At 52.8% G+C, this 22772-nt stretch carries 19 protein-coding genes and 1 tRNA gene; 8 read left to right on the forward strand and 12 right to left on the reverse strand.

Translation table 11 applies throughout. The features are described from left to right. Positions 1 to 208 precede the first annotated feature (208 nt). Both purE and SH527x_RS13390 read left to right on the forward strand, forming a co-directional pair. Positions 209 to 715, forward strand: coding sequence for a 5-(carboxyamino)imidazole ribonucleotide mutase (gene purE, locus SH527x_RS13385; RefSeq protein WP_437191181.1), 507 nt, complete (start codon positions 209 to 211; stop codon positions 713 to 715). Positions 716 to 815: 100 nt separating this feature from the next. Then, entirely contained in the window at positions 816 to 1958 is a 1143-nt protein-coding gene (locus tag SH527x_RS13390; RefSeq protein WP_437191182.1) for a 5-(carboxyamino)imidazole ribonucleotide synthase, read from the forward strand. 81 nt (positions 1959 to 2039) lie between these two features. Here the strand turns inward: SH527x_RS13390 and SH527x_RS13395 are convergent, their stop codons facing one another. Together SH527x_RS13395 and SH527x_RS13400 are read right to left on the reverse strand one after the other, a co-directional pair. Then, on the reverse strand, positions 2040 to 2444 hold the full coding sequence (locus tag SH527x_RS13395; protein WP_437191183.1) for a carboxypeptidase-like regulatory domain-containing protein: 405 nt from the start codon (positions 2442 to 2444) through the stop codon (positions 2040 to 2042). Positions 2445 to 2578: 134 nt separating this feature from the next. After that, positions 2579 to 3523, reverse strand: a complete 945-nt coding sequence (locus SH527x_RS13400) for a DUF1559 domain-containing protein (protein ID WP_437191184.1) — start codon at positions 3521 to 3523, stop codon at positions 2579 to 2581. 524 nt (positions 3524 to 4047) lie between these two features. Between SH527x_RS13400 and SH527x_RS13405 the strand changes: the two genes are divergently transcribed. After that, positions 4048 to 4132: transfer RNA gene (locus SH527x_RS13405), tRNA-Ser, on the forward strand. A 337-nt stretch (positions 4133 to 4469) separates the two neighbouring features. Here the strand turns inward: SH527x_RS13405 and SH527x_RS13410 are convergent. Then, positions 4470 to 4694, reverse strand: a complete 225-nt coding sequence (locus SH527x_RS13410; protein WP_437191185.1) for a (2Fe-2S)-binding protein — start codon at positions 4692 to 4694, stop codon at positions 4470 to 4472. Positions 4695 to 5086: 392 nt separating this feature from the next. Here SH527x_RS13410 and pheA point away from each other — a divergent pair, with 392 nt between their 5' ends. Further along, positions 5087 to 6250, forward strand: a complete 1164-nt coding sequence (pheA, locus tag SH527x_RS13415) for a prephenate dehydratase (protein WP_437191186.1) — start codon at positions 5087 to 5089, stop codon at positions 6248 to 6250. 172 nt (positions 6251 to 6422) lie between these two features. On the opposite strand, the gene SH527x_RS13420 is transcribed toward pheA, so the two are convergent. The 4 genes from SH527x_RS13420 to SH527x_RS13435 all read right to left on the reverse strand — a co-directional run bounded on the left by SH527x_RS13420 (position 6423) and on the right by SH527x_RS13435 (position 9879). Continuing rightward, complete coding sequence (locus tag SH527x_RS13420) at positions 6423 to 6929, reverse strand: hypothetical protein (RefSeq protein WP_437191187.1); 507 nt, start codon at positions 6927 to 6929, stop codon at positions 6423 to 6425. 87 nt (positions 6930 to 7016) lie between these two features. Next, positions 7017 to 7649: a Holliday junction branch migration protein RuvA gene (ruvA, locus tag SH527x_RS13425; RefSeq protein WP_437191188.1), complete on the reverse strand. Its 633-nt coding sequence runs from the start codon at positions 7647 to 7649 to the stop codon at positions 7017 to 7019. A 307-nt stretch (positions 7650 to 7956) separates the two neighbouring features. Then, positions 7957 to 8334, reverse strand: coding sequence for a RidA family protein (locus SH527x_RS13430; protein WP_437191189.1), 378 nt, complete (start codon positions 8332 to 8334; stop codon positions 7957 to 7959). A 192-nt stretch (positions 8335 to 8526) separates the two neighbouring features. Further along, complete coding sequence (locus SH527x_RS13435) at positions 8527 to 9879, reverse strand: hypothetical protein (RefSeq protein WP_437191190.1); 1353 nt, start codon at positions 9877 to 9879, stop codon at positions 8527 to 8529. Between the two features lie 528 nt (positions 9880 to 10407). Here SH527x_RS13435 and SH527x_RS13440 point away from each other — a divergent pair. The 4 genes from SH527x_RS13440 to SH527x_RS13455 all read left to right on the forward strand — a co-directional run bounded on the left by SH527x_RS13440 (position 10408) and on the right by SH527x_RS13455 (position 14812). Beyond that, positions 10408 to 11178, forward strand: coding sequence for a C39 family peptidase (locus SH527x_RS13440; RefSeq protein ID WP_437191191.1), 771 nt, complete (start codon positions 10408 to 10410; stop codon positions 11176 to 11178). After that, complete coding sequence (locus SH527x_RS13445) at positions 11153 to 12628, forward strand: RimK family protein (protein ID WP_437191192.1); 1476 nt, start codon at positions 11153 to 11155, stop codon at positions 12626 to 12628. The genes SH527x_RS13440 and SH527x_RS13445 overlap by 26 nt, the downstream gene beginning before the upstream one ends. 148 nt (positions 12629 to 12776) lie before the next feature. Continuing rightward, positions 12777 to 14030, forward strand: a complete 1254-nt coding sequence (locus SH527x_RS13450) for a carboxylate-amine ligase (protein WP_437191193.1) — start codon at positions 12777 to 12779, stop codon at positions 14028 to 14030. 86 nt (positions 14031 to 14116) lie between these two features. After that, the gene (locus SH527x_RS13455) at positions 14117 to 14812 is read left to right on the forward strand and encodes an N-formylglutamate amidohydrolase (RefSeq protein ID WP_437191194.1); all 696 of its coding nucleotides are present in this window, start codon (positions 14117 to 14119) and stop codon (positions 14810 to 14812) included. Between the two features lie 79 nt (positions 14813 to 14891). On the opposite strand, the gene SH527x_RS13460 is transcribed toward SH527x_RS13455, so the two are convergent. The 5 genes from SH527x_RS13460 to SH527x_RS13480 all read right to left on the reverse strand — a co-directional run bounded on the left by SH527x_RS13460 (position 14892) and on the right by SH527x_RS13480 (position 22603). Then, positions 14892 to 16205, reverse strand: coding sequence for an efflux RND transporter periplasmic adaptor subunit (locus SH527x_RS13460; protein ID WP_437191195.1), 1314 nt, complete (start codon positions 16203 to 16205; stop codon positions 14892 to 14894). Between the two features lie 65 nt (positions 16206 to 16270). After that, positions 16271 to 19465: an efflux RND transporter permease subunit gene (locus SH527x_RS13465; RefSeq protein ID WP_437191196.1), complete on the reverse strand. Its 3195-nt coding sequence runs from the start codon at positions 19463 to 19465 to the stop codon at positions 16271 to 16273. A gap of 110 nt (positions 19466 to 19575) precedes the next feature. Then, positions 19576 to 20280 (reverse strand): GntR family transcriptional regulator, encoded by a 705-nt coding sequence (locus tag SH527x_RS13470; protein ID WP_437191197.1) that lies wholly within the window; start codon positions 20278 to 20280, stop codon positions 19576 to 19578. Between the two features lie 369 nt (positions 20281 to 20649). Next, the gene (locus tag SH527x_RS13475) at positions 20650 to 21009 is read right to left on the reverse strand and encodes an STAS domain-containing protein (protein WP_437191198.1); all 360 of its coding nucleotides are present in this window, start codon (positions 21007 to 21009) and stop codon (positions 20650 to 20652) included. A gap of 265 nt (positions 21010 to 21274) precedes the next feature. Next, positions 21275 to 22603 (reverse strand): hypothetical protein, encoded by a 1329-nt coding sequence (locus SH527x_RS13480; protein WP_437191199.1) that lies wholly within the window; start codon positions 22601 to 22603, stop codon positions 21275 to 21277. Positions 22604 to 22772 lie beyond the last annotated feature (169 nt).

Consider the following 22772-nt stretch of genomic DNA (forward strand, 5'->3'; position numbering starts at 1 on the left):
GGAAGACACCACCAGCTTCTCCGTTGCCAGTTCGAGTGAATGGCAATTTTGAAGCAATTAGCGGGAAACGAACACAGCTCTCATGCCGATCGGCATCATCCTGCAGTTTTAAGTAGCCTCTGGTTGCAGGGAAGCGGTCTGATCATCAATCTTTAAATGAGGAATCGCTGTCGTCATCAGTGACGACTTTTCACCTGGAGCCGTACGAATGTCTGAGTCAAACCCGCTGGTGGGTGTCATCATGGGAAGCAAGTCCGACTGGGAAACCATGAAGTCGGCGTCGGAAATGCTGACTCAGTTCGGTGTCGCCCATGAATGTCGAGTCGTTTCCGCCCATCGAACCCCGGACTGGATGACCGAATACGCGAAGTCGGCAGCTGGTCGTGGAATTCAGGTGATCATTGCCGGAGCAGGGGGAGCAGCTCACCTGCCGGGGATGGTTGCAGCCCACACAATCCTGCCAGTACTGGGAGTTCCAGTACAAAGCAAAGCTCTCAACGGACTCGATTCACTTCTGTCGATCGTCCAGATGCCGGGCGGAATTCCCGTGGCAACACTGGCGATCGGAACTGCCGGGAGTAAAAATGCCGGGCTGCTGGCAGTCCGAATCCTGGCAACCACACGTCCTGAGTTGAGTCGACAACTCGAAGAATTCCAGCAGCGCCAGACAGACAGCGTTTTGGAAGACTCCGAGCTGGAGAATTTCTCGAACTAATTTCGCGTCGTTGTCCTCACTCAACGAGCACACCACGCTGTCGACCATTCCGCAAAATACCACTTCTCTGCAAGACCGATTGGTCTGAAAGCTTTCTGCAATGACGCAGGTAATTTTACCCGGCTCCACAATTGGTATTCTCGGTAGCGGACAACTGGGGAGAATGCTCGCAATTTCAGCGCGTCAGCTGGGATACGGAGTACAGGTTTTTGGCCCTGAAACGAACTCGCCAGCCGGGCAGGTTGCCGATCGGGAGTGGGGCGCCAAGTACGACAATGTCGATCTTCTGAAAGACTTTGCCAAACGAGTTGACGTCATCACTCTGGAGTTCGAGAACGTCCCTGTCGACACACTGAATATTCTCGAAAAATACGTGCCAGTCCGTCCGGGTCCTGCCGTCCTGATGGCTGCACAAAATCGACTCAGGGAGAAGACAACACTCCGTTCATTTGGGCTGCCAACCGCTGATTTTCAGGCCATCACATCAGAATCAGAACTCTCCTCTGCATTGGTCTCGTTCGGCCAGCAAGGGATTCTAAAAACGGCCAACTGGGGATATGACGGCAAAGGCCAGAAGTTCATCAGAAAGAGCGACGACCCCACGGCAATCTGGCAGGACTTCGCCGGACAGGAAGCAATCCTCGAAGCAGTCGTTGACTATGAATGTGAGTTCTCGGTCATTGCTGCGAGAAACCCTCAAGGGGACGTCGCCTGCTACGAGCCGATTCTCAACAAGCACGCAAATCACATTCTTGACGTCTCGATTTCACCTGCTGTCGGATTAAGCGACACAACAAAGCGGCGAGCAGTTGAAATCACACAGACTGTGATGGCGTCTCTTGATGTTGTTGGCGTCCTGTGCGTTGAAATGTTTCTGACAAAGTCCGGCGACGTTCTGATCAACGAGATCGCCCCAAGAACGCATAATTCCGGACACCTGACACTGAACGCCCATGTGACATCGCAATTCGAACAGCAATTACGGGCAGTTTGCGGACTGCCACTGGGGTCAACAGAACAACTTCAGCCGGCAGCAATGGCCAACCTGCTCGGAGACCTGTGGAGCGATACGCAGGATCCAGATTGGCAAGCTGCTCTGAGCGTGCCTGGAATCCATCTACATCTGTATGGAAAGCCGAAAGCTCGCCCAGGCCGCAAGATGGGCCATATCACCTGCCTGAGCGACAGTCCTGAAGTTGCGGAAGCGACGATTCGTGATGTGCGGGAAAAGCTTAAACGCTAAGGACGTGTCATAGAAAAAGACCGCTCGCAGTCACTGCTGGACTGGAGCGGTCTGATCATCACGCAATTGAAACCGCAACGCTTACTTCTTCTTTGGTTTGCTTTCCAAAGCAAAGTTCAGCTCGTTCTTACCAGCAACTACAGTTGCCGTCAGCGTCGATCGGACATTGTAAACCGCAGGCAATGTCTCAGGGCCCATGTCCATTTCTTGTCTTGTAATTCGGACAGTGTGCTCACCGGGGACAGCACCATTTTCAGTTGCAGAATAAACCAGCGTGTACTTTCCATCTTCCTTGGTCGCACCGCTCGATCCCGCACCTGTCGCCTTGGGCTCAAACAGGACGATTGCCCCGGAGAGTGGAGCACCATCCAGGGTTACCGTCCCCTGTACCGCTCCGAGCGTGGGAACATCGGTCGGGCGATCACCGCATCCCAGCAGCACACTGCCTGCAATTAAACCGAAGAACACCGACATAAAACGGGTCATCACCAGTGAACCCCTTTTCATTTATAACGAGCTAAAAATCGGAATGAATGTGGCCGCAGATCACAGCGGAAACGCAATACCATGCGGCCACTCAGGAACAATCTTGGGCAATTCAGGCGAAGAAGATTTACTTCTTAGAATTCCCCGATCACTTCACCGCCACGGCAACTGGTGAGAGCTGGCAAGATCGCGTTGTCCATGTTTTCGCTGAGGAAACGGACGGAGCCATCGCCAAGCAAAGAGTGTGCTCCACCGGTGTGAGTGCTTCCTGCGCTCCATGCATAGATTCGACGTTGTGTATCACTGGCATATGGCCGGTTAATCCCGGAGGTCGCAGAGAGCCAGAACGTGTGTGTGTACTGGTTCCAATAGGGGCCATAGTACACAGACGTTTTTTCCATGCGGGATTCGATCGAGAAGATCGTATTGGAAAGACCATCTGTCGCATCACGAAGGCGACCGGAACCATTGTCGCCAAAGATCCCCTTCAGGTTGCTCGAATCAGCGGAATAGCTGTACCCCGATAAAGAGTCGAGCTCTGTGGCACGTGCGATCAAGGCGTAGGAAGTGCGCTGTCCACGTTCTGTCAGATACGCCGGATCTGTGTAGGTCGGCACGTGGTTGGTCGATGAATACCCGTCTGATGGACACACGAAGAAATTCAGGTGGGTGTTCAGTTCAGGTTGTGCAACAAACGCGACAGGGTTGGCGGCGCAACTGCTGTTATGTTTGGCGGGTCCGGAGGCGATGTTGAAGTTGATCTTGTTGTAGATTGCAGTCTGTTCCACGAATGGCAGGACCATTTGATGCAGAGTGTGGTTTTTGTTTTGACCACCTGTTCCAAGCCGATCGCAATTGGCGCGACCTGGTGCAATCGTGCCGGGTGGCAAAATGGAATGCACATCGGCGTAGTTGTGAATCGCAAGCCCTAACTGCTTCAGATTGTTCTTGCACTGTGAGCGGCGGGCGGCTTCCCGAGCTTGCTGCACAGCTGGCAGCAGCAAGGCGATCAGAATTGCGATAATCGCAATCACCACCAGAAGCTCGATCAAAGTAAATCCTCTTCTGACTTTCTGCATAAAACTGAACTTCCTATTGAACGATGAGTAAAAAAAGAGGGAACTGATTCAACGAGATATTGTTCGCCAGCCAGACGGACCTGGATGACTGAGAATCCACCATCACGTCACTCGGGAAAACAACTGAATAGATTGGCTAAGGAACCATCTTGAACGACCAATTCGCTTACGATTCAGCTGGCTGAAATCTTAATATCTCGTGCAATTTCGGTCTACTTCACGTCAAAAACAGTTGATTTGACGAGTTGGGACTAGCTCCAATGGCAACAAAGCAACTGCGGATGGCCGCGCGGCTCTAATCAGAGACCAACGACCTCAAGATTTTTCAGGCAGCAATGAATCTGCGACTCTTCCAGTCGATTGAGAGAAATCCACCTAATCGGCACAAAATCAAAGTGAGATGCCAGCAATCTTCTCAGGTCATTTGCGTCTGCCAAAAGACGTGCTAGACTCCTCAAACTCGTCGTTTTGGAGTGGGCTGCGATTGCAGTTCTCGCCAGTTCAACGACGACAGCAACAATTCGGGAGAGGTGGCAGAGCGGCTGAATGCACCGGTCTTGAAAACCGGCAACCCGCAAGGGTTCGTGGGTTCAAATCCCACCCTCTCCGCTCGATACACGTTGCAAACAACAAAAAAACGCCCTGCTCACAAGCAGGGCGTTTTTGTTTTTACCAGGCAATTCTTACCAGCGTGTCTTTCGCCAGAGATTCTTCTCAACTGCGATTTCCAGACAGTCTGAAGCGGCCGCACCCCTTGGATGAACACTTAAAGAGTGACCGCATCGGATAACTACGGCCTCGCCACAGACCTGAGACACTGTGTCAAAGGCGATCGCTGACAATCTTCAACGACGCTCAGCAAACAGCTCAATTCAGCAAGCGATCACGCTGAAACACAAAGCAAGACCCTGAGAATTCGCGCTCAAGGCGGACAAGCAGGCACCGACTACTCAGCGTCTTGTGCAGCAAGTGTGCGTGATTTTCGGCATTCGTCAATCACGTTCTGAATGCGACGGCGACACGCCATACAGCCTCCGCCGGCTTTACACGACTGTCGAACATCTTGAACAGTCGTTGCCCCGTAAATGGCAACAGTGTCCTCAACTGTCGACTGACGTACCTTGAAGCAATGGCACAAGATTGGATCTGCTGCAACCGTGATGTTTGACATAGCAGTGAGCAAAGGAGGGCTGATTCAGGCAGGTAAATGCACTTGAGACTCAGTCTCATAACGTACTCATAAGTGTACGGAGGTCAGATTGGCGTGGTCAATCACAAATAACCGGAAAATCTCCAAATCCGAAGAGTGTCGTGGCTTTCACGGCAATTCTTGAAATTCGTCGTCACAACAGATGAATTCCCCGGGACACATCAGGCGCTCCTTGACAATCACGCGAATTCTCTTTACAACATGAATCCAACATCTTGCAGGGACAAGGGTTAGCAGGATGACAGAACGCTCGCCAGCATTTGCGACGTCGATCGAGATGAACCCAATTGATTGGTCATGGAGCGGCGGCCCCTTCGGCTCATTACTTCTTCCGCAGAAAAGACCACGGTCTCATGGCAAAAAAGAAGGCTACCCGCCCGGCTGCACAAGCTCGTGCTCAGCGGAAAGATAAACCTGCTTCTTCTCCGAAAGCAGTGACTCGCAAAAAACCGAGTGCTTCTCCTGCAGAGCGATTGAAGGTGATCGACCGTCAAATGGTCCAACTCCTGAAAGATCGCGTTCGCTACGGAGTCCAACTTCTTCAAGAATCCGGTGATCGACGCGAACTCTGGTTTGATCCCAAGGTTGAACAAGACCTGTGGGAAGAACTTGAGGTTGTCAATCAGGGAGAAGTTCCCAAAGAAGTCTTGCGAAGTGTCTTCCGCGAACTCATGTGCGCGTCACGCTCTCGTGTGAAGTCAGCGCGAGTCGCTTACCTCGGCCCGCAATTCAGCTTCACTCATCTCGCAGCATTGGAACGATTCGGAAAGACCGCCGATCTCGTCCCGGTCAATTCGATTGCGGCTGTGTTTGAAGAGGTCAACAAAGGTCACGCCGAATTCGGAATTGTTCCCATCGAGAACAGCACCGACGGACGCATTGTCGACACACTCGACATGTTCACCAGACTTCCGCTGCGGATTTGCGGTGAAGTACAGATGGCGGTGCACCACAATCTGCTCTCACGTTCGCCTCGCAGCGAGATCACCGAAATCTACAGCAAGCCACAGGCGTTGTCACAGTGCCGCGACTGGCTCGCACGAAACATGCCACAGGCAAAGATCTACGATGTGACCAGCACATCGACCGCAGCAGCACTGGCCCAACAGAAGCCGGGCGCAGCAGCGATTGCCAGCCGTCAGGCCGCCGTGCAGTACAGTCTCGATATCATTGCCGAAACAATCGAAGACAATGCGCACAATGTGACCCGATTTGCCATCATCGGCGATCACGAGACCACGGAAACCGGTCAGGACCGCACTGCATTGCTGTTGCAGATTCCGCACACACCAGGTTCTCTGTCAGACGCACTGACGGCATTCAAGAACAACAAGATCAACCTGACCTGGATCGAGTCGTTCCCTCTGCGTGGGCCGGAAACCGGCTACCTGTTCTTCCTCGATTTTGAAGGTCACGTCAAAGACGCACGCATCAAAAAAGCGATGCAGATCCTTGAGAAGAAAGCCGTGCGGATGGAAATCCTTGGCTCCTACCCAAGAAGCGAATCGCCGCTTTAAGAGCAATTCGAATCCTCATAGGCTGCTCCAGATTCGCACGTGCAGATTTTCACTGAACATCAAAAGGCTCGAACAAACCACAATTTGTTCGAGCCTTTTTCTATTTCCTGTCCCGATCGCCTGCGTGTCTCCTGAGAGGTTGATCTCGATCTACTGACGTTCGATCAGCGCTCTACTTCGGAGTCGTAAGATCGGCCCAGTCTTTCAGTGGAAGTTTCAGCGACCACTGTCTCGGAGGTTGCTCCGGGACGCGCTGGACCAGATGGATTTCCAGATCCATATATTGGCTCAAATCCTGATGTTGCTGCGCGATCCGATAGAGTTCAATCGCGCGTGTCAGACTTGCCTTTTCATCCTCTTCAGGATTGAAGTCTTTCAACGATTGCTGCAGCACAATTCTCAGTGTGTTGGGAGAATTGTTGAGATGACTTTTAACACGACCACCGACCACATACGGATGCGTCTCGGGATACTGTGCCCTGATCGCCGCTTGAAGGGGGCGGAACGGTCGGGTGTAACTGTCCCAGTAGAGCCACAGTGCTCCCACGATACTGAACCCGAAGAGCAGCATTCCAGCGACGATCCACTTTCCCAGTGGAGACGAACGCACACGAACGGGAGGTGTCTCCTGCGGGACGCTTGAACGGTCATCATCCGGGTTGTGAGCGGCACTGATCACAGGATTCTTCCGGGGCTAACAACACAGAAACAGTTCTTCGCATCGGCCACAACAAAGCGGCCAATGACCTGTAGAGACTTGTCGTACTTATTTACCAGGGCGTTGCTGGCGATAAATCTCCTGCAACAAATCCTCAACAGATTTGAATTTCCCTTTGGTGTTCTCGGATGCCTGTTCAATTTTCTCGCGAGCGTCGATTGCCGAGTGCCCGAGCGCCAGCAACGCTTCGTAGGCTTCGTTCGTCACCGAGTTCGCGGCGACCAGCTCAGGTGGTGCCCCTGCATCGACCATCAAAGCAAACCGGGCCATCTTCCGTCGCAACTTGGCAACGATTCGTTCAGCAACGGCTGGTCCGACTCCCGGCAAGGTCGCCAGAAAGCGAATGTCCTGTTCTTCGATGGCTGTCGCAATGTCGCTGACTGGGCGAACCATGGCCTGCAACGCCTTCTTCACGCCGACACCGTCGACCTGACAGACCAGTTCAAAGAACTGCTTTTCAGCCTGATGCAGGAACCCGACGATACGGGGAGTCAGTCGCCCCTTTTGTGGGTTCCCGTCGAGATATTCAATTGTAAACAGAGAAACCGTCTCTCCAACCTGCGACTGCAGCTGCCGGCGAACACATTCTGGAATGAGGACTTCATATTCCAGTCCGCCGACTTCAATGAAGACTTCCTGAAGTTCTACTCCGGCGAGTCGGCCTGTGATTTTGCGAATCATGAGAGCAATTTCGTAAGTGATGGGGCGAGCCTGACACGCAGTCGACCAGTTCTCGCGGATGGCAAACGCAATCGCACGGCGACTTCATTGAGCAGACAGCACTCATTCCGTGGCCGGAGAAGAAGACTTCCGTGTCTTGGACTCAGCATAGTCTGTTCAGTCGTTCACTCCAAGATGTGTCTCCCAAGTCCTCACTGTTCTCAAAAACCGAACTGACAGACACCTCAAAGAAACGAAAAAGGGACGCCTCTCGAAGCCGAAAGGCGTCCCTGAAAATCAAACGCGGTCATATGCTGACCGAACCGGTCTAGTCTTTATAAGCAACGACGTCGACTTCGTACTTGATGCCAACGCCGGTGAGGCAGTTGACGACCGTGGTGCGTGCCGGGAATGGCTCTGGGAACACTTCGCGATACAGGCGGTTGTACTCGGCGAGGTTTTCTGAACTGTCGACGTAAGACATCACTTTCACGACGTCTTTCAGAGTCAGACCAGCTTGAGCCAAAACTCGTTCGATGTTAGCGATTGAACGACGGAATTCTTCTTCGAATGTCCCTGGAACGATTTTTCCCGTGTCGTCGACAGATGCCTGACCTGAGACATAGACAAAGGGGCCAGCCTTCACTGCTGGGCTGAATGGCAGGTGGCTACGAGGGGCGTCTCCGAAAATGTGCTCAATGGGCATCAGCTTGATCCGGTGTTCTATTTGGTTCTGAATCTGGTTTCGGCAACCGAGGCATTGAATTCCGCCATCGGAAATGCGAGCCGCCCCATCTTATGAACCGTCGCCAATCTGGTCTATCAACCAGCGAACTTCACTTCAAAACCCAATTCTTTATTGCGAGCCAACACTCGTCTTCAAAGAAGCAGAAAGGACTCAGCGCTCGACAGAGCAAGCCTCTTCATACTTGTAGTTGATTGAAGGAATCTCAAGTGAGCCTTGCTTGATGCGAGTTTCGATGTCCCATGGCATCATGTGTTCTGGGACAGGCGAATCAGAAAATTCATTCTCGATCTGAAATAAACCATTGCCACGATGGACCAGTTCAGAGGAACTCCAAGGCAGCACCACAATGACTCTGCCAATGATATCCTGTTCAGACCGTTCCGACTTTTCCGTTGATTTCTGTGTCGTGACATGCCCAGCGACTCCGATCAGAACGCCACCTTCTGATTTTGGAATCGTCACTTCCGGAGTCAGCACGAACTCTTCTCCACCGACATTGAGCGAGAGCTTTCGCTCTTTGTTGAGTCGGAACTGGCCGTTTCTGGTATAGAACAATTCCCCACTTTTACTTTTGACCGTGAAGAATCCCGCACCGTCAATTGCCAGGTCAAATGGAAATGAGGTCTGAGTTTGCGACAATGCCTTGAAATGCGGACGTGACTTGACCTGAAGCTCGCCTTTAGAGCCTTCCAATCGGGAGGACAACCAATAAGGAATCAACGGGAGATAACCAGGCGTGTCTCTAAAACGGAGATTCTCTTTGTGGATCAACTGCTTCGCATTGATCAAACCGTCATCAATCGCCGGCGAGACCGGATGCAGCGGAGCTGGCTCCATTAAAGGTTGAACTCCTGGAGCTCCCATTGGTGGAAGCGTTCCCGGGCCGAGTACTTCCGGCCCCAAAGGAATCGCATCTGGAGAGGGACCGCCGACCAGCTTCCACATCTTCAGGATGCCGACAGCGTCTTCCTTCCTCTCATTTTTCAATGACTCATACCATGCCCGTCGTTTCTCTGGAGGGAGGTGAGCGAGCTCAATTTCGATGATTTCTCGAATCATCTGTTCGTCCCCGCCCGACTTTGTCTCAATCGGAACAAGGCTCTTACTCTGTGGAAGCGGCTGTGGCGCGAACGGAGAATCCGGCGAATCAACAGCAGATTGAGGCAGTTGGGCAACCAGCTTTACGTCCGGAGTCGCAACCGGCGTCAATGGCGAGACAGGTTCACTTGATGTGGTGACAGCAATTGCGTTCTGAAGCGGCGATCCCTGCGAAAACAGCTCCAGTTCATCGAGTGCGTCGTTGAGTCGAACCCCATCCACAGGTGTTGGATAGAGTGATGTCTTGTAAAGCAGCGGTTCAAGCTTTGGAAACGCCGAACTTTGAACCTGAACTTTGGAGAGTGCAGGCTGAGAAGACTTCCAGACAGTGACGTGCCCCAGCATCAGACCGAGCCCGACACCTAGGACCAGACCGGGAATGAAATTGGTTTGAATCGTGTTCAAAGCATCCTCCGTGTCACCCCGAGCAGTTCTTTGGGTTCCAATCCCAAAATGAACTCAATCAATCTGGCCCCTTAACGGTGGTTGCAAACTGCGGTGATGACGCGCAAATCTACTGGTGACCGTCTCATGTCAAAAGCTAACAACATTATTACAGTTCGAAGTGATTCTCAATACGTTCCGGTCTCCACATCCCGCTTCAAGAAGTGGTTTCGGGCGTGTTGACGGGACGGACTCAGAACCGCTGGGCGCGTCTGACAGTAAGAAATCCTTGAATTTCCCGCAAGATGTGTCGGACTCGACAGGTCCGGGGAGACGATGCCGGTCTCTCGTTAACGGGAAGTTGTTCTCCAAAGTATTCGGCTCGGAAAATGGCTCATTTCGGGTTCTGATTTCTGTCGAATCAACTTGGCGCATCGCTGGTATGATGCAAGATGGAGAAAATTCCATTCGAAATCATGAATTGCGCCCTTTGTCAGATGCGGCTCTTCCGAATAAGATTCGCGACATGAGTTCTGCACGGATGACCGGATGAACCGCCTCCGACTCGACATTCTCCCTCAGCCAAACGACACGACTTGCGGCCCAACATGCCTGCACGCGGTGTATCGTTATTTCGGCAACTTCATTCCACTGGACGATGTCATTCAAAACGTCGGACAGCTTGAACAGGGAGGGACGCTCGCAGTCTTTCTAGGTTCAGACGCATTGCGGCGCGGTTACGATGTCACACTTTACACATACAACCTGCAGGTGTTTGATCCCACCTGGTTTCGCCCTGGAAGAGAGGTCAATCTCGCTGAGCGATTGACAGCACAATTAGAAGCGAAACAGCATCCTCGCCTGCAGACGTCAACGCATGCCTACATTGAGTTTCTTCAATTAGGCGGCAAGTTGAAAATGGAAGTGCTGACGATTGATCTCATCCGTCGGTATCTGAAACGGGATATTCCTGTACTGACAGGGCTGAGTGCCACATTTCTCTACGGAGAGATGCGGGAGTACTGTCCTGAAAATCCCCCTCCGGGGAAGACAACGCTGGCCGACGATGTCCGAGGATATCCGGCCGGACACTTTGTGGTGCTTTGCGGTTATGACCCGGACCGACGTACGGTCCTGGTTGCAGATCCATTAGAAGCAAATCCCTTCACTAAAGACCGACAATACGCTGTTGACATCGACCGCGTGTTTTCTGCCATTATGCTGGGCATTGTGACGTACGACGCGAACCTGCTGATCGTACGTCCTAAAAATCATATCAAGGGAGTTGAGCGGCATGCCCGCAATGATCGTGACAGATAATGTCACTGACTGGCCGGAAGAAATTCCAAACGTGGAAATTGTTGACGCATGGAGGTATGTCACAGACGAAGAGTTTGCCAGCCGCCGAAACGTCAAGCTTTATAACCTCTGCAAATCACTCCGTTACCAAAGCACCGGATATTATGTCTCGCTGCTTGCCGAGGCTCGTGGACATCGCCCGATGCCTGGTGTGATTGCATTGCAGGACCTGAAAACGCCGTCCATGATTCGTTTCGTTGGAGACGAACTGGACGATCTGATTCAGAAATCGCTGGGGCCAATTCATTCAGAAGAATTCGAACTCAGCATTTATTTTGGCCGCAACATGGCCAAACGCTATGAACGCCTGAGTCGACAGCTGTTCAACATGTTTCAGATTCCGCTTTTGCGGTTTCGATTCGTAAAGAACATGTCCAACTGGCAGATCCGCAGCGTCAAAGCTCTCGGAATGAACGATGTTCCGGAAGCACATCTGGCGTTTATGATTGAGTCGGCCGAGAAGCACTTCGCAGGCGGAGCGACTTCCCGACCAAAACAGAAACGTACCCGATTCGACCTCGCAATTCTTCACGATCCGGAAGAAACCGAAGCGTCACCATCGAACGAAGGGGCCTTGAAGAAGTTCATCAAAGCAGGTGAACAACTCGGACTGAACTGCGAGTTGATTACGCGAGACGACTACGGTCGCCTCATGGAATACGACGCGCTCTTCATCCGGCAGACCACAGGCATCAACCATTACACTTATCGGTTTGCCAGACGTGCTGCGAACGAAGGACTCGTCGTCATCGACGACCCGGTCTCGATTGCTCGCTGCACGAACAAAGTGTATCTGCAGGAGTTGATGGAACGTCACAAAATCCCGACTCCGAAATCACTCGTGGTCCATCGCGATAACGTCCACGAAATTTCAGAGATACTGGGCTACCCGTGCGTTTTGAAAAAGCCGGACAGCTCCTTCTCGCAAGGTGTGGTTAAGGTTCAAAACGAAGAAGATCTTCAGATGCGTCTGAAGGACTTCTTCGCACAGTCAGAATTGCTGGTTGCTCAGCAGTTCCTTCCAACCACTTTCGACTGGCGAATCGGGATTCTTGATCAACGTCCGTTGTTCGCCTGCCAGTACTTCATGGCTCCCGGACACTGGCAGATCATTCACTGGTCGAAACAGGGTGATGACCGGTACGGTAACTTCAAGACGTTGCCTGTCGAGCTTGCTCCGCGGAAGGCAGTTCAGATCGCACTGAAAGCCGCAAACCTGATCGGCGACGGACTGTACGGTGTCGACGTCAAAGAGTCCGACGGAAACTTCTACTTGATTGAAGTGAACGACAATCCCAACATGGACGCCGGATGCGAGGACGAAATCCTTCGCGACGAGCTCTATCGCCGTGTGATGGAATCGTTCCTGAAACGCATCGAACAACAGAAATCCGGCTTATCAACTCGATAAGAGTCGGATCAATGTCAAGCTGCAGGCAGATGGCGTTGCATGCCATCTGCCTGTTTGTTTTCGTCTGGATCAACATCGGGTCGTGCTGTCTTCAGCACTTCGACCTGAGTTATGTTTGCAACTCGTGTATTTAACTGAATGTCAATTCATGTCGCTGCACCTCTTCGAAGCATTCGGAATTGAACTTGAGTACATGATCGTCGACTCGGAATCATTCGATGTTCGACCAATCTCCGATCATGTGCTGAAAGATGAGCAGGGTGCCCCGATCTCGGACATCGAGAACGGACCGATCTGCTGGTCCAACGAATTGACACACCACGTCATCGAGCTGAAAACCAACGGCCCTGCGCAAGATTTGTCTCTTCTGGCCGCCGAGTTTCAATCCAACGTTCAGACAATCAATTCTCAGTTACAATCCTCCCATGCGCGGTTGCTCCCGTCGGCGATGCATCCCTGGATGAATCCCGACAAAGAAATGCAGCTCTGGCCGCACGAGTACCATGACGTTTACGAAACCTTCAACAAGATCTTTGACTGTCGCGGGCACGGTTGGGCCAATCTCCAGAGCATGCATATCAACCTTCCGTTCAATGGCGACGAAGAGTTCGGGCGGCTCCATGCTGCGGTTCGACTGATTCTCCCATTGCTCCCCGCCATTGCCGCAAGCTCTCCACTCAAAGATGGTGAGACGACGGGACTGAAAGACTCGCGGCTCGACGTCTACAGAAATAATGCCAAGGGAGTCGCTTCCATCTCTGGTCGCGTCATCCCCGAACAGGTCTATGACTATGAGAGCTATGACCGCGAAATCTTCCAGCCGATGTACCGCGACATCGAGCCGCTGGACCCGGACGGAATTTTGCGAAACGAGTTTTTGAATGCCCGCGGAGCAATTGCCCGATTCAGTCGGGGAGCAATTGAGATCCGTGTCATCGATGTTCAGGAATGCCCCAGCGCCGACATCGCCATTGCCGCACTCACCATTGGCGTCCTCAAGATACTCGTATCCGAGGCCTGGTCATCCTGTGAAGAACAGCAGTCCGTCTCGATCGATGATCTCGAGCCCATCCTGCTTGCAACGATTGAAGAAGGGGAATCCGCGTACATCTCTGATCCAGAAATCCTGAGACACTTCGGGATTCTGCGTGGCCCTGTGAAACTTTCGCAACTCTGGATGCACCTGTACGACGCCGTCAGCCGACTCGATCCATCGTTCCGCGAGAACTACGGACGATCACTCGCAGTCATCCTGAATCAAGGGTGTCTCGCGACTCGAATTCTCAAAGCGTTGGACGGAAAAGAAGATCGCGAGTCGATCGAGAAAGTCTATCGCAAGCTCGCGGACTGCCTGGCAACCGGTGAATCGTTTCGCGTCGACCAGAGATGGCCTCAACCTTAATTCGAGTGATCAGGTTCGTTCTCCGTTGTCGTTGCGAAAATGTCTCTGTAGAGCTGACATTGGATGTCTTGCTGGAGTGAGCCAGAATGCTGGTGCTGACGTGTGAACACGGTGGGAATCTGATCCCGAAGGAATATCGCCACTGGTTCAAAGACGCTCGCAATGTGCTTCAAACTCATCGTGGACATGACCCCGGCGCACTGGTTCTCGCCCGACGTCTTTCGCGAGCATTTGAAGCACCGCTGTTCTGCGAAACACGATCTCGGTTGCTGATTGAGCTGAACCGTTCGCTCGATCACCCGCGATTGTTTTCAGAGTTCAGTCGGCAGCTTCCGGCAGAGACACGCGAGCAATTGATCGACACCATTTATCGCCCGTACCGCGAGAGCGTGATCAACGAACTGAAGGGGCAGGTCGCCGCCGAACCAACGGTCCATGTTTCCGTCCATTCCTTCACACCAGTGATGAACGGAAAGGTCCGGCGAACTCAAATCGGACTGCTCTTTGATCCCGCCAGATCATTCGAAACCGCGGTCTGCACTCAGTGGAAGCGCGAACTCAAGCGGCTCGCTCCTGAGTTAAAAGTCCACTTCAACTTACCCTATCGAGGCACGTCTGACGGGTTCACAACGTCCCTGCGAGAACTCTTTCCCGATCAGAGCTACGCCGGAATCGAGTTGGAGGTCAATCAACAATATCCTCTCGGGGAGGCCAGCGACTGGAAGCGAATCCAGTCACTGATTGAAAAGTCACTCGCTGCCGTTTTGAATCAACTCTCGTAAATCGAACAGCTCGCTCCGGTCGACCATATCGCCGCACTTCATCTCAAGAGAAGAGCTTCGCAGGCGGAGATAACTCCGACTATTTCTTCGCAGTTTGCGTTGAACCTGCCGGGGCGGATTTCCCAGACACGACCGCCTTTTCTGTCATGTTGATCTGAACAAGCTGCCCTTCTTTCAAACGGTCCCCCGGATTACTGACGATGATCGAATCGTTCGGTGGACCAGAAGCAAGACCGACGTCAGAACCGAGTGTCCCTTCGACCTCAACAGGGTACAGGTGAATGTGATTTGATTCCGTAACGGTGGCCACATAAGAACCATCTGCGTTCACGATCACAGCGGATGCCGGGACGACAATCGGCGGAGACTGGCGTGTAATGTTCAACTTCACCCGCACATAGGACCCCGTCAGCAACAGGTTTCCCGGGTTGGGAACATGAATTTCCGTCAGCAATGTCCGTGTCCCAGGATCAATTGCACGAGAGGTCCGAGAGACTTCTCCGGAGAACTGTTTGCCGGGATATTCACGGACAATCAAATCCGCGTTCAGGCCAACTTTCACCCCCGGTGCGTAAATTTGAGGAACGTGGACAAAGACACGCACAGGATCCGTTTTTGAAATCTGAAACAGCGGTTGAGCGTTATTCGTTCCGGTCGTGACAAGCTGTCCAAGGTCAATTGAACGTCGTGTAATTGTCCCAGAGAACGGAGCATAGACCTTGGAGAAGGATTGCAATTCCGTTAATCGCTGAACATTGGCTTCCCCTGCTGTTACGTCAGCCATCGCGGCATCAACAGCAGCAGCAGTCGTATCCCGGCTCGCCAGTTTCTCATCGAACTCCTGAGGAGTGATCGACTGAGACCGCACCAGATTGGAATATCGGTCGTACGTCGCACTCGCAAGCACCGAGGCGGCCGTAGCGGTTTTCAATTTGGCCTTCAGCTGTCCCAGCTCCGCCTGAGCCTGCCGCAACTGCTGGTCCACTTCCGGGGCGTCGATTTCGGCAAGCAACTGACCGGCTTCAACTTCATCGCCAATATCCACGAGCCAGCGTTTCAGATAACCAGTCGTTCGGGCATAGACGGTCGTCTCTTCAATTGCCTGAACATCGCCGGGCAACGTTGTCTCCGTCTGAGCAGGCGCTAATCGAACGCGGACCACCTGAACCTGCGGAACCGCATTCCGAATACGTTCGGCGCGCTCTTCGATCTTATTCAGTTTTTCCTGATACGGCCCCCATCCGAGACGATACGCTCCTCCGACCGCACCGATTCCCAGCAACAGCAGAAGTGTTGTTTTGAGAACTCCAGGTTTTGGAGTTGGCGGGCGGGCACCAGCATCATCTGGGTCGTGATATTCCCCTGAAGTTGCTGGAGTCTGAATCGAAGACATAGTGACACTCAAAGGCTGGGATGAGTCTGCAGTTGATTGACCGGAGGAGGGAAGTTGAGTTGTGGTCATGCCGTCTGAGACTCCAGGTGGGAGGAAGTGAAGGGAGCCTTTTTACGCAGGACGGTGTAAACGATCGGAACAAAGAACAATGTGGTCACAGTGGCCAAGGTCAATCCCCCAATCACTGCTCGACCGAGAGGAGCATTCTGCTCGCCCCCTTCGCCGATTCCGATCGCCATTGGAAGCATGCCGATCACCATCGCCAATGCAGTCATCAAGACCGGACGAAGCCGAGTGACACCCGCTGCCCATGCAGCGTCTAATGCGGACTGGCCCAGTTTTCTCTGGTCATTCGCAAAGGTCACAAGCAAAATCGAGTTCGCAGTGGCAACCCCGATGCACATGATTGCCCCCATCAGAGAAGGGACGTTAATTGTCGTTCCGGTCAAAAACAGCATCCACAGAATTCCGCTGACCGCACCGGGAAGTGCCATCAGAATAATGAACGGATCTGTCCATGACTGGAAGTTCACCACCATCAGCAGATAGACGAGGACTACAGCAAAGATCAAACCGAACGCGAGTCCACTGAAGGAACTGTTCATACTTTCGACCTGTCCACGAACGGTGATACTGGTCCCTCGCGGAAGATCAGGGCGGTATCTCTCCACAATCTTGTAAATCTCATCCGAGACTCGGGCGAGGTCCGTTCCGTGAACTCCGGCGAGCACGTCGAAACTGACTGCAATGTTGTAGTGAGTTACGTTCGTGGGCCCGACTCCCCTTTTCACATCGACAAGGTTCCCGAGCAGCTGTGGCGACGTCGCATCGGCAGGTGTCACTGGTGTATTGAACAGGGCATCAACCGAGTCCATCTTCACCTGAGGAGTCTGCACAGCGACGGTGTATTGCACTCCGTTTCGTGGATCGAGCCAGTAACTTGGAGCAGCGGTTGCTGTCGAGGCCAGAGACACCAGCAAGTCGCTCGCCATTTGCCGCTGTGACAGGCCGAGCTGGCTCATCAAGGTACGATCACTTTGCACTTCGATTCGTGGAGTGAGTGGTACCTGATGAACATAGACGTCGACGGCGCCGGGGATCTGCGAGATTTCCTCCCGCAGCTTTTTGGCGATCTCATAGTTCGCCATCATATTGCGCCGCGGCCCGACCAACTGAACATCAATCGGGGCAGGAAGTCCGAAGTTCAAAATCTGAGTCGTAATATCTGGCGGCTGAAAGAAGAACGTGAGTTCCGGAAACTCTTCATTCAACGAATCGCGGATCAACTCGATGTACCCAGCAGTCGGAGCATGGTGCTTGCTGAGACTGATTAAAACCTCTCCGTCCGCGGCAGACATCAAAGAGCCATCGCTCATCGCCAGATTGATACCGCTGTTCGGAATTCCCATGTTCTCGACAATCGAGACGAGTTCCTCTTCCGGAATCATCTCACGAATGCGTGACGCGACGCGGCTGAAATAGCGTTCGGTCTCTTCGATCCTTGTTCCTGCAGGTGCGCGAACATGCAGCCTCATCTGACCTGAATCGACGTTCGGGAAGAAGTCGCGCCCAATGAGCGGATAGAGACTGCTGGAGACAACGACGAAACAGAAGAATGCGGTCGCAAACAGGCCCCGATGTCCCAGTGCCCAGGCCAGACAGACCCCGTAGACATGTTTGAATTTCTCGAACTGACGATTGAAGGCTTCGTGAATCCGCCAGGCGATGTCTTTCTTGACAGGCCGCCGATCGGCGTCTTCTGACTTCCCGCCATAAAGTTCCACCTCTGACTTCAACAGATACTGAGTCATCGTCGGAACGAGTGTTCGGCTCAGGAAGTAACTGGTCATCATTGCGAAGACCACGGCCAGAGCCAGCGGGACGAAAAGCGATTTCGCCGCCCCTGTGATGAACGCAACAGGCACGAACACGATACAAATCGCAGTTGTTGCGACGAATGCCGGAACAGCAATCTGCTCGGCACCATCAAGGATCGCTCGCACCAGCGTCTTTTTCATATGCAGGTTGCGGTGGATGTTCTCGATTTCCACCGTGGCATCATCAACCAGAATTCCGACGGCAAGCGCCATTCCTCCCAATGTCATGACGTTGAGCGAATGACCAAGAAAGTCGAGGACAATGATCGAAACCAGAATCGACAACGGGATCGAGATGATCACCACCAGCGTGCTGCGCCACGATCCGAGGAACAGCAGAATCATTGTCGCGGTCAATAGGGACGCGATCCCGGCTTCGACGACGACCCCCTCCAATGCTGCCCGAACGAAGACAGACTGATCGGAAAGAAGCACCATCTCCAACTCTTCAGGCATGGTCGAGAGCAGGTAGGGGAGACGTTCCCGGACCCCTGCCACGATCTGCAATGTCGATGCTCCCGCCTTGTAAATCGGCTGCAACACACCACGCTGACCGTTGACTTTCACAATGTTCGTCTGAGGCGGAGACCCGTCTCGCACGGTCGCGACATCGCGCACATAGATTGTTCGACCTTCAACCGTTCGAATCGGGAGGTCAGCAATTTCCTGCAACTTCTCAGGGCTGCTGATGACGCGAACGTTGTACTCCTGTGCCCCGATCTTGGCCGTCCCGGTCGGCAGTACCAGATTTTGAGAATTCACCGCCGTTGAAACATCGTTTGCAGAAAGCTTCCAAGCGAACAGTTTCTCAGGGTCGATGTCGATCATCACCTGACGGAGAGTTCCGCCGTACGGATACGGCACTTTCGCCCCAGGAACGCTCGCCATGCCGGGCCGCAACTGCGTAGTCGCCAAGTCGAATAACTGCTGTTCCGTTAACCCTTCGCCCCCCAGTGAAAGTTGCACGATGGGGACGTTCGACGCGCTGTAACGCATGATGTTTGGAGGAGGCATCCCGGCAGGCATACTGCGCATGACGGTTTGCCCCGTCGAGACGGTTTGCGATAGAGCCTCGTTGACATCGGACCCCGGCTGTAAAAATATCTTGACGATGGCAATGCCGTTGAGCGACTGGCTTTCGATGTACTTGACGTTACTGACAGTCGAAACCAGAACACGCTCAAAGTTCCCGACGATTCTGGTTTCCATGTCGTCTGGAGACATTCCGGAGTAGACCCAGACAACAGCCACCACCGGAATATCAATTTCCGGGAAGATATCTGTTGGCATCCGGATCGCCGTCACCGTTCCCATAATGGCAATCAATAATGCCATCACCACAAAGGTGTAGGGACGTTGCAGGGCAAGACGGACAATCCACATGAAACACCTGACAATTCAAATCAAAACAAGGCGGGAAGCGAGGCAGAGCGGAGGCAGGGGAGCAAATCAAGAAGCAAAATCTGGGGAGCAAAATCAAAGAGTAACGAAAGTCAGGAGAGTATCGCAGCGGACACCGGGGTCGCGTCTTCCAGAGGGACAGCAGGTTCTTTGCCCAGGGAGTGCCGTTGTCGCCAACGGAGCCGGCAGGCATTCGCGTGATCCTTCAGAAGAACCCCTGCCGTGACACCGTCACCCTGCTCAAGCGCATCCACGATCGGAGTGTGCTCAGCAGCTCGGGCAGGCAGGTTGGGATCGTGACGCTGAGTCAAATGGATTCTCACCCGAAGATCGAATCCCAGGTTATTCCATGATTCCGTCAGCAGATGATTATCTGCTGCCATGATAATGGTGCTGTGAAAATCATTGTTGTGCTGAATGTACCCCTGATTGTCATTCATATTCGCTGCATCAAGAAGTCGCTGCAGGATCTCTCTTAATTCTCCAACGTTCTCTTTAAAACGCGGGGCAGCAAGTTCAGCGGCAAGTTGTTCGAGCGCTCCACGAACGACATAGGCTTCTTCCATTTCGCGATCAGAGATTCCGCGAACATACGTCCCGCGATATCGCTCTGACTCGACGAGGCGCAGCATGTGGAGTGCTTCCAATGCCTCACGCACCGGAGTCTGGCTGGTCTGGAACTCTTTTGCGATTTCCAATTCCAGAAGCCGAGTGCCCGGAGATAACGTTCCGTCAATGATTCTTTGCTCAAGAACCGCACGGATACGGTGACTGTTTGACACACGCAGATTCGCCATCGATTGCCAATCTGATCTCAAAAGCCGATCGCCCACATTCGCATACGTCAAAATATGCAACGCTTAAATGGTTATCGATAATCCAGTCTGTGGCAATTCGATTCCGATGAAATTCGAAAATTGCTTCGAAAGAACACACTGCCAGACTCGGGGATTTCTCGGGCAGATTCAGGTTCAATCTCGCGTAGAAACAGCGAGGTCCCCTGACACATCTCCCGAAATGACATCACCTAAGGTCGTTGATTCATACCCGACGTTTTGGACAGGCAGCGAGAAGAAGCGGCTGCGTCAGAGAGATGTTTGCAATCGAACACGATTTCAGACGACGAAAACACAGACTCTTCGACACTTCGTAACGAATGTGATCACTTAAGCACCAATTGCTTCCAGAGCTTCTTCCTGCGTGTCGTAGATCGCCCAGAGCGTATCAAGGGCAGTGGTGTGAAGCAGGTCGCGAACGAGCGGGTGGACTGCACACAGGACCATCACTCCCCCTCGGATTCGAACCTGTTTGTGACAGCGAACCAGCAGGGCCATGAAGACCGAACCAAAATAGTTCACTTGCCCCAGATCGAAGACGACAAGCGGAGCTTTCTGATCACGGATCGGGTCGAGCACAATGTCAGCAGCGGCTTCGACAATTTCCCACTTCAGGCTCTCAACGCCTCCCGTCGCAATCACGACCAGAGCGTCTCGATGCCATTCCAGACTGATGATATTTGACGCCATGACCGTGCTGCCCTTTGTGTCAGGAACTGACAGGGATTGTCGAAAAAGGTTCGGTCTCTACAAATGGCCACGCAGCACCCACTTGAAGAAACGAATTCCATTCCCGCGTGCCAGAGGCCACAACGTCAATTCAGAAAGAGCACTGAAATCAACATCGCAGCAGCGTTTCCATCAAATCACAGACACCCCACATTGCAAGCTGGAACCTGCACTGTGTCTGCCAGATTCTGTCTGAATGTAGAGTGAAGAAGCCGCAGGGAGGCTGCTACTTGGTCACTTGACGAGTCGTGCCATCTGCCGCTGCAGTTCTCACGGCGTACTCTTTCCCGTTCGGAACGACGCGTCGGTTAGTGACAGCATTTTCCTTTTGCCAGGTAGACAACGCCTTGAGCTGGTCTGCCGACGGCTGTTGAGGCCCCTTCTCAATGAAGGGCTTCAGAATCGGGAAGGCGACATTGAAAGCACTTTTCACATACGCGGCATGTCCTCCCAACCCGGAACGTTCCACCTGATAGAGCAATCCCCATTTTCGCTCCTTCGCCTGACGGGTCGTTGCAGGGCGAAAAGCGAGGTACAGGCGAACGAACGGTTCCTGCCATCCTGGAGCTGTCGGAGACTTTGCCATTGCGGTCCCCAGCTCGCTGATGAGTGTCATGATCTCATCGGTAATCAACTGGATGTTGGTCGACGAACTTAATGGAAGCTGAGAAATACTCTGAGCCGCCAGAGCACGATTCACAGGCAGTTCGCTGCGATTGGTCACAACGTCGAGCAACGCCTCGATAACGATCGGATTCGTGGCTGAGTTGTCGATACGGTCAACAAACCCAAGAGCTTCGATCAATTTGTTGCGGAACCACCAGATCCCGTCTTGAGTGCTTGGTGGAGTCGCATTCAGTGTGTCAACGAGGGCCTGACCAATGTCAGATTTCTCGTTTGAACTTGGAGCGTTCTCACCATCGCGACAGATTCGTCCTAATCCACGAGCCGCCAGAATGCGACAGGACAGAAACTGTTTTGGATCCTTGACCGTATCCAGCAGCAGCTTGTACGCCGCGTTATACGGAACAGCCGGGGTTTCAACCGAATTCACGAACGTTGCAGGTTTCACATTCAACTGAACAACCGCAGCCAGCGCATTGTATCGCACCGAGTCTTTCGGATGATTCATCAATTCCGTAGCACCGCTCACAATCTCATCAAGAAGGATCTGGCGGACCGCAGGTGATGTCAAACTGGGAGCGAGTTCGTTCAGCATTCGATCCGTTGTTTTCGGCGGATCGAGATTATCATCATGTGTCAGCAGAGAAAGGTGGTATTGAGCCACTCGTTTAATCTGACGTGTCTGTTCGCTTGTCGGGGACGTTGATCGGAACCCCGCTTTACTCTTGTAGTATTCCTGTTTGCTGTAGACCTTGGCACTTGCCGAGTCCATCCACCATTGCGGCGGAGTCCAGTTTTCCTGAGCAGAGACTGAGGTTGGAGTCGCCAGGAATGCGCAAAGGCTTCCAAACAACACCAGAACAGACAGGACGTTGAAGCCTCGATGCGAAGACAAATCGATCCCCCTCTGGACTTCGGCGGCTGGGGACATTTCTCGTGTTCTCATGCGCATTCGATCTTGAGAAATGCCAAACAGTTTGGAATCGTATTCCGGAATTGGAACTTTGCGAAGTGACGTCACGGGAAAGTTCACAAGAAGAACGGCCTGCTGGGCCACCTCTCATGTTGACTTTTGGCACAATTTTCGACCTTCCCGAGAC

This window comes from Planctomicrobium limosum (assembly GCF_051465645.1).
Taxonomy (GTDB): domain Bacteria; phylum Planctomycetota; class Planctomycetia; order Planctomycetales; family Planctomycetaceae; genus Planctomicrobium.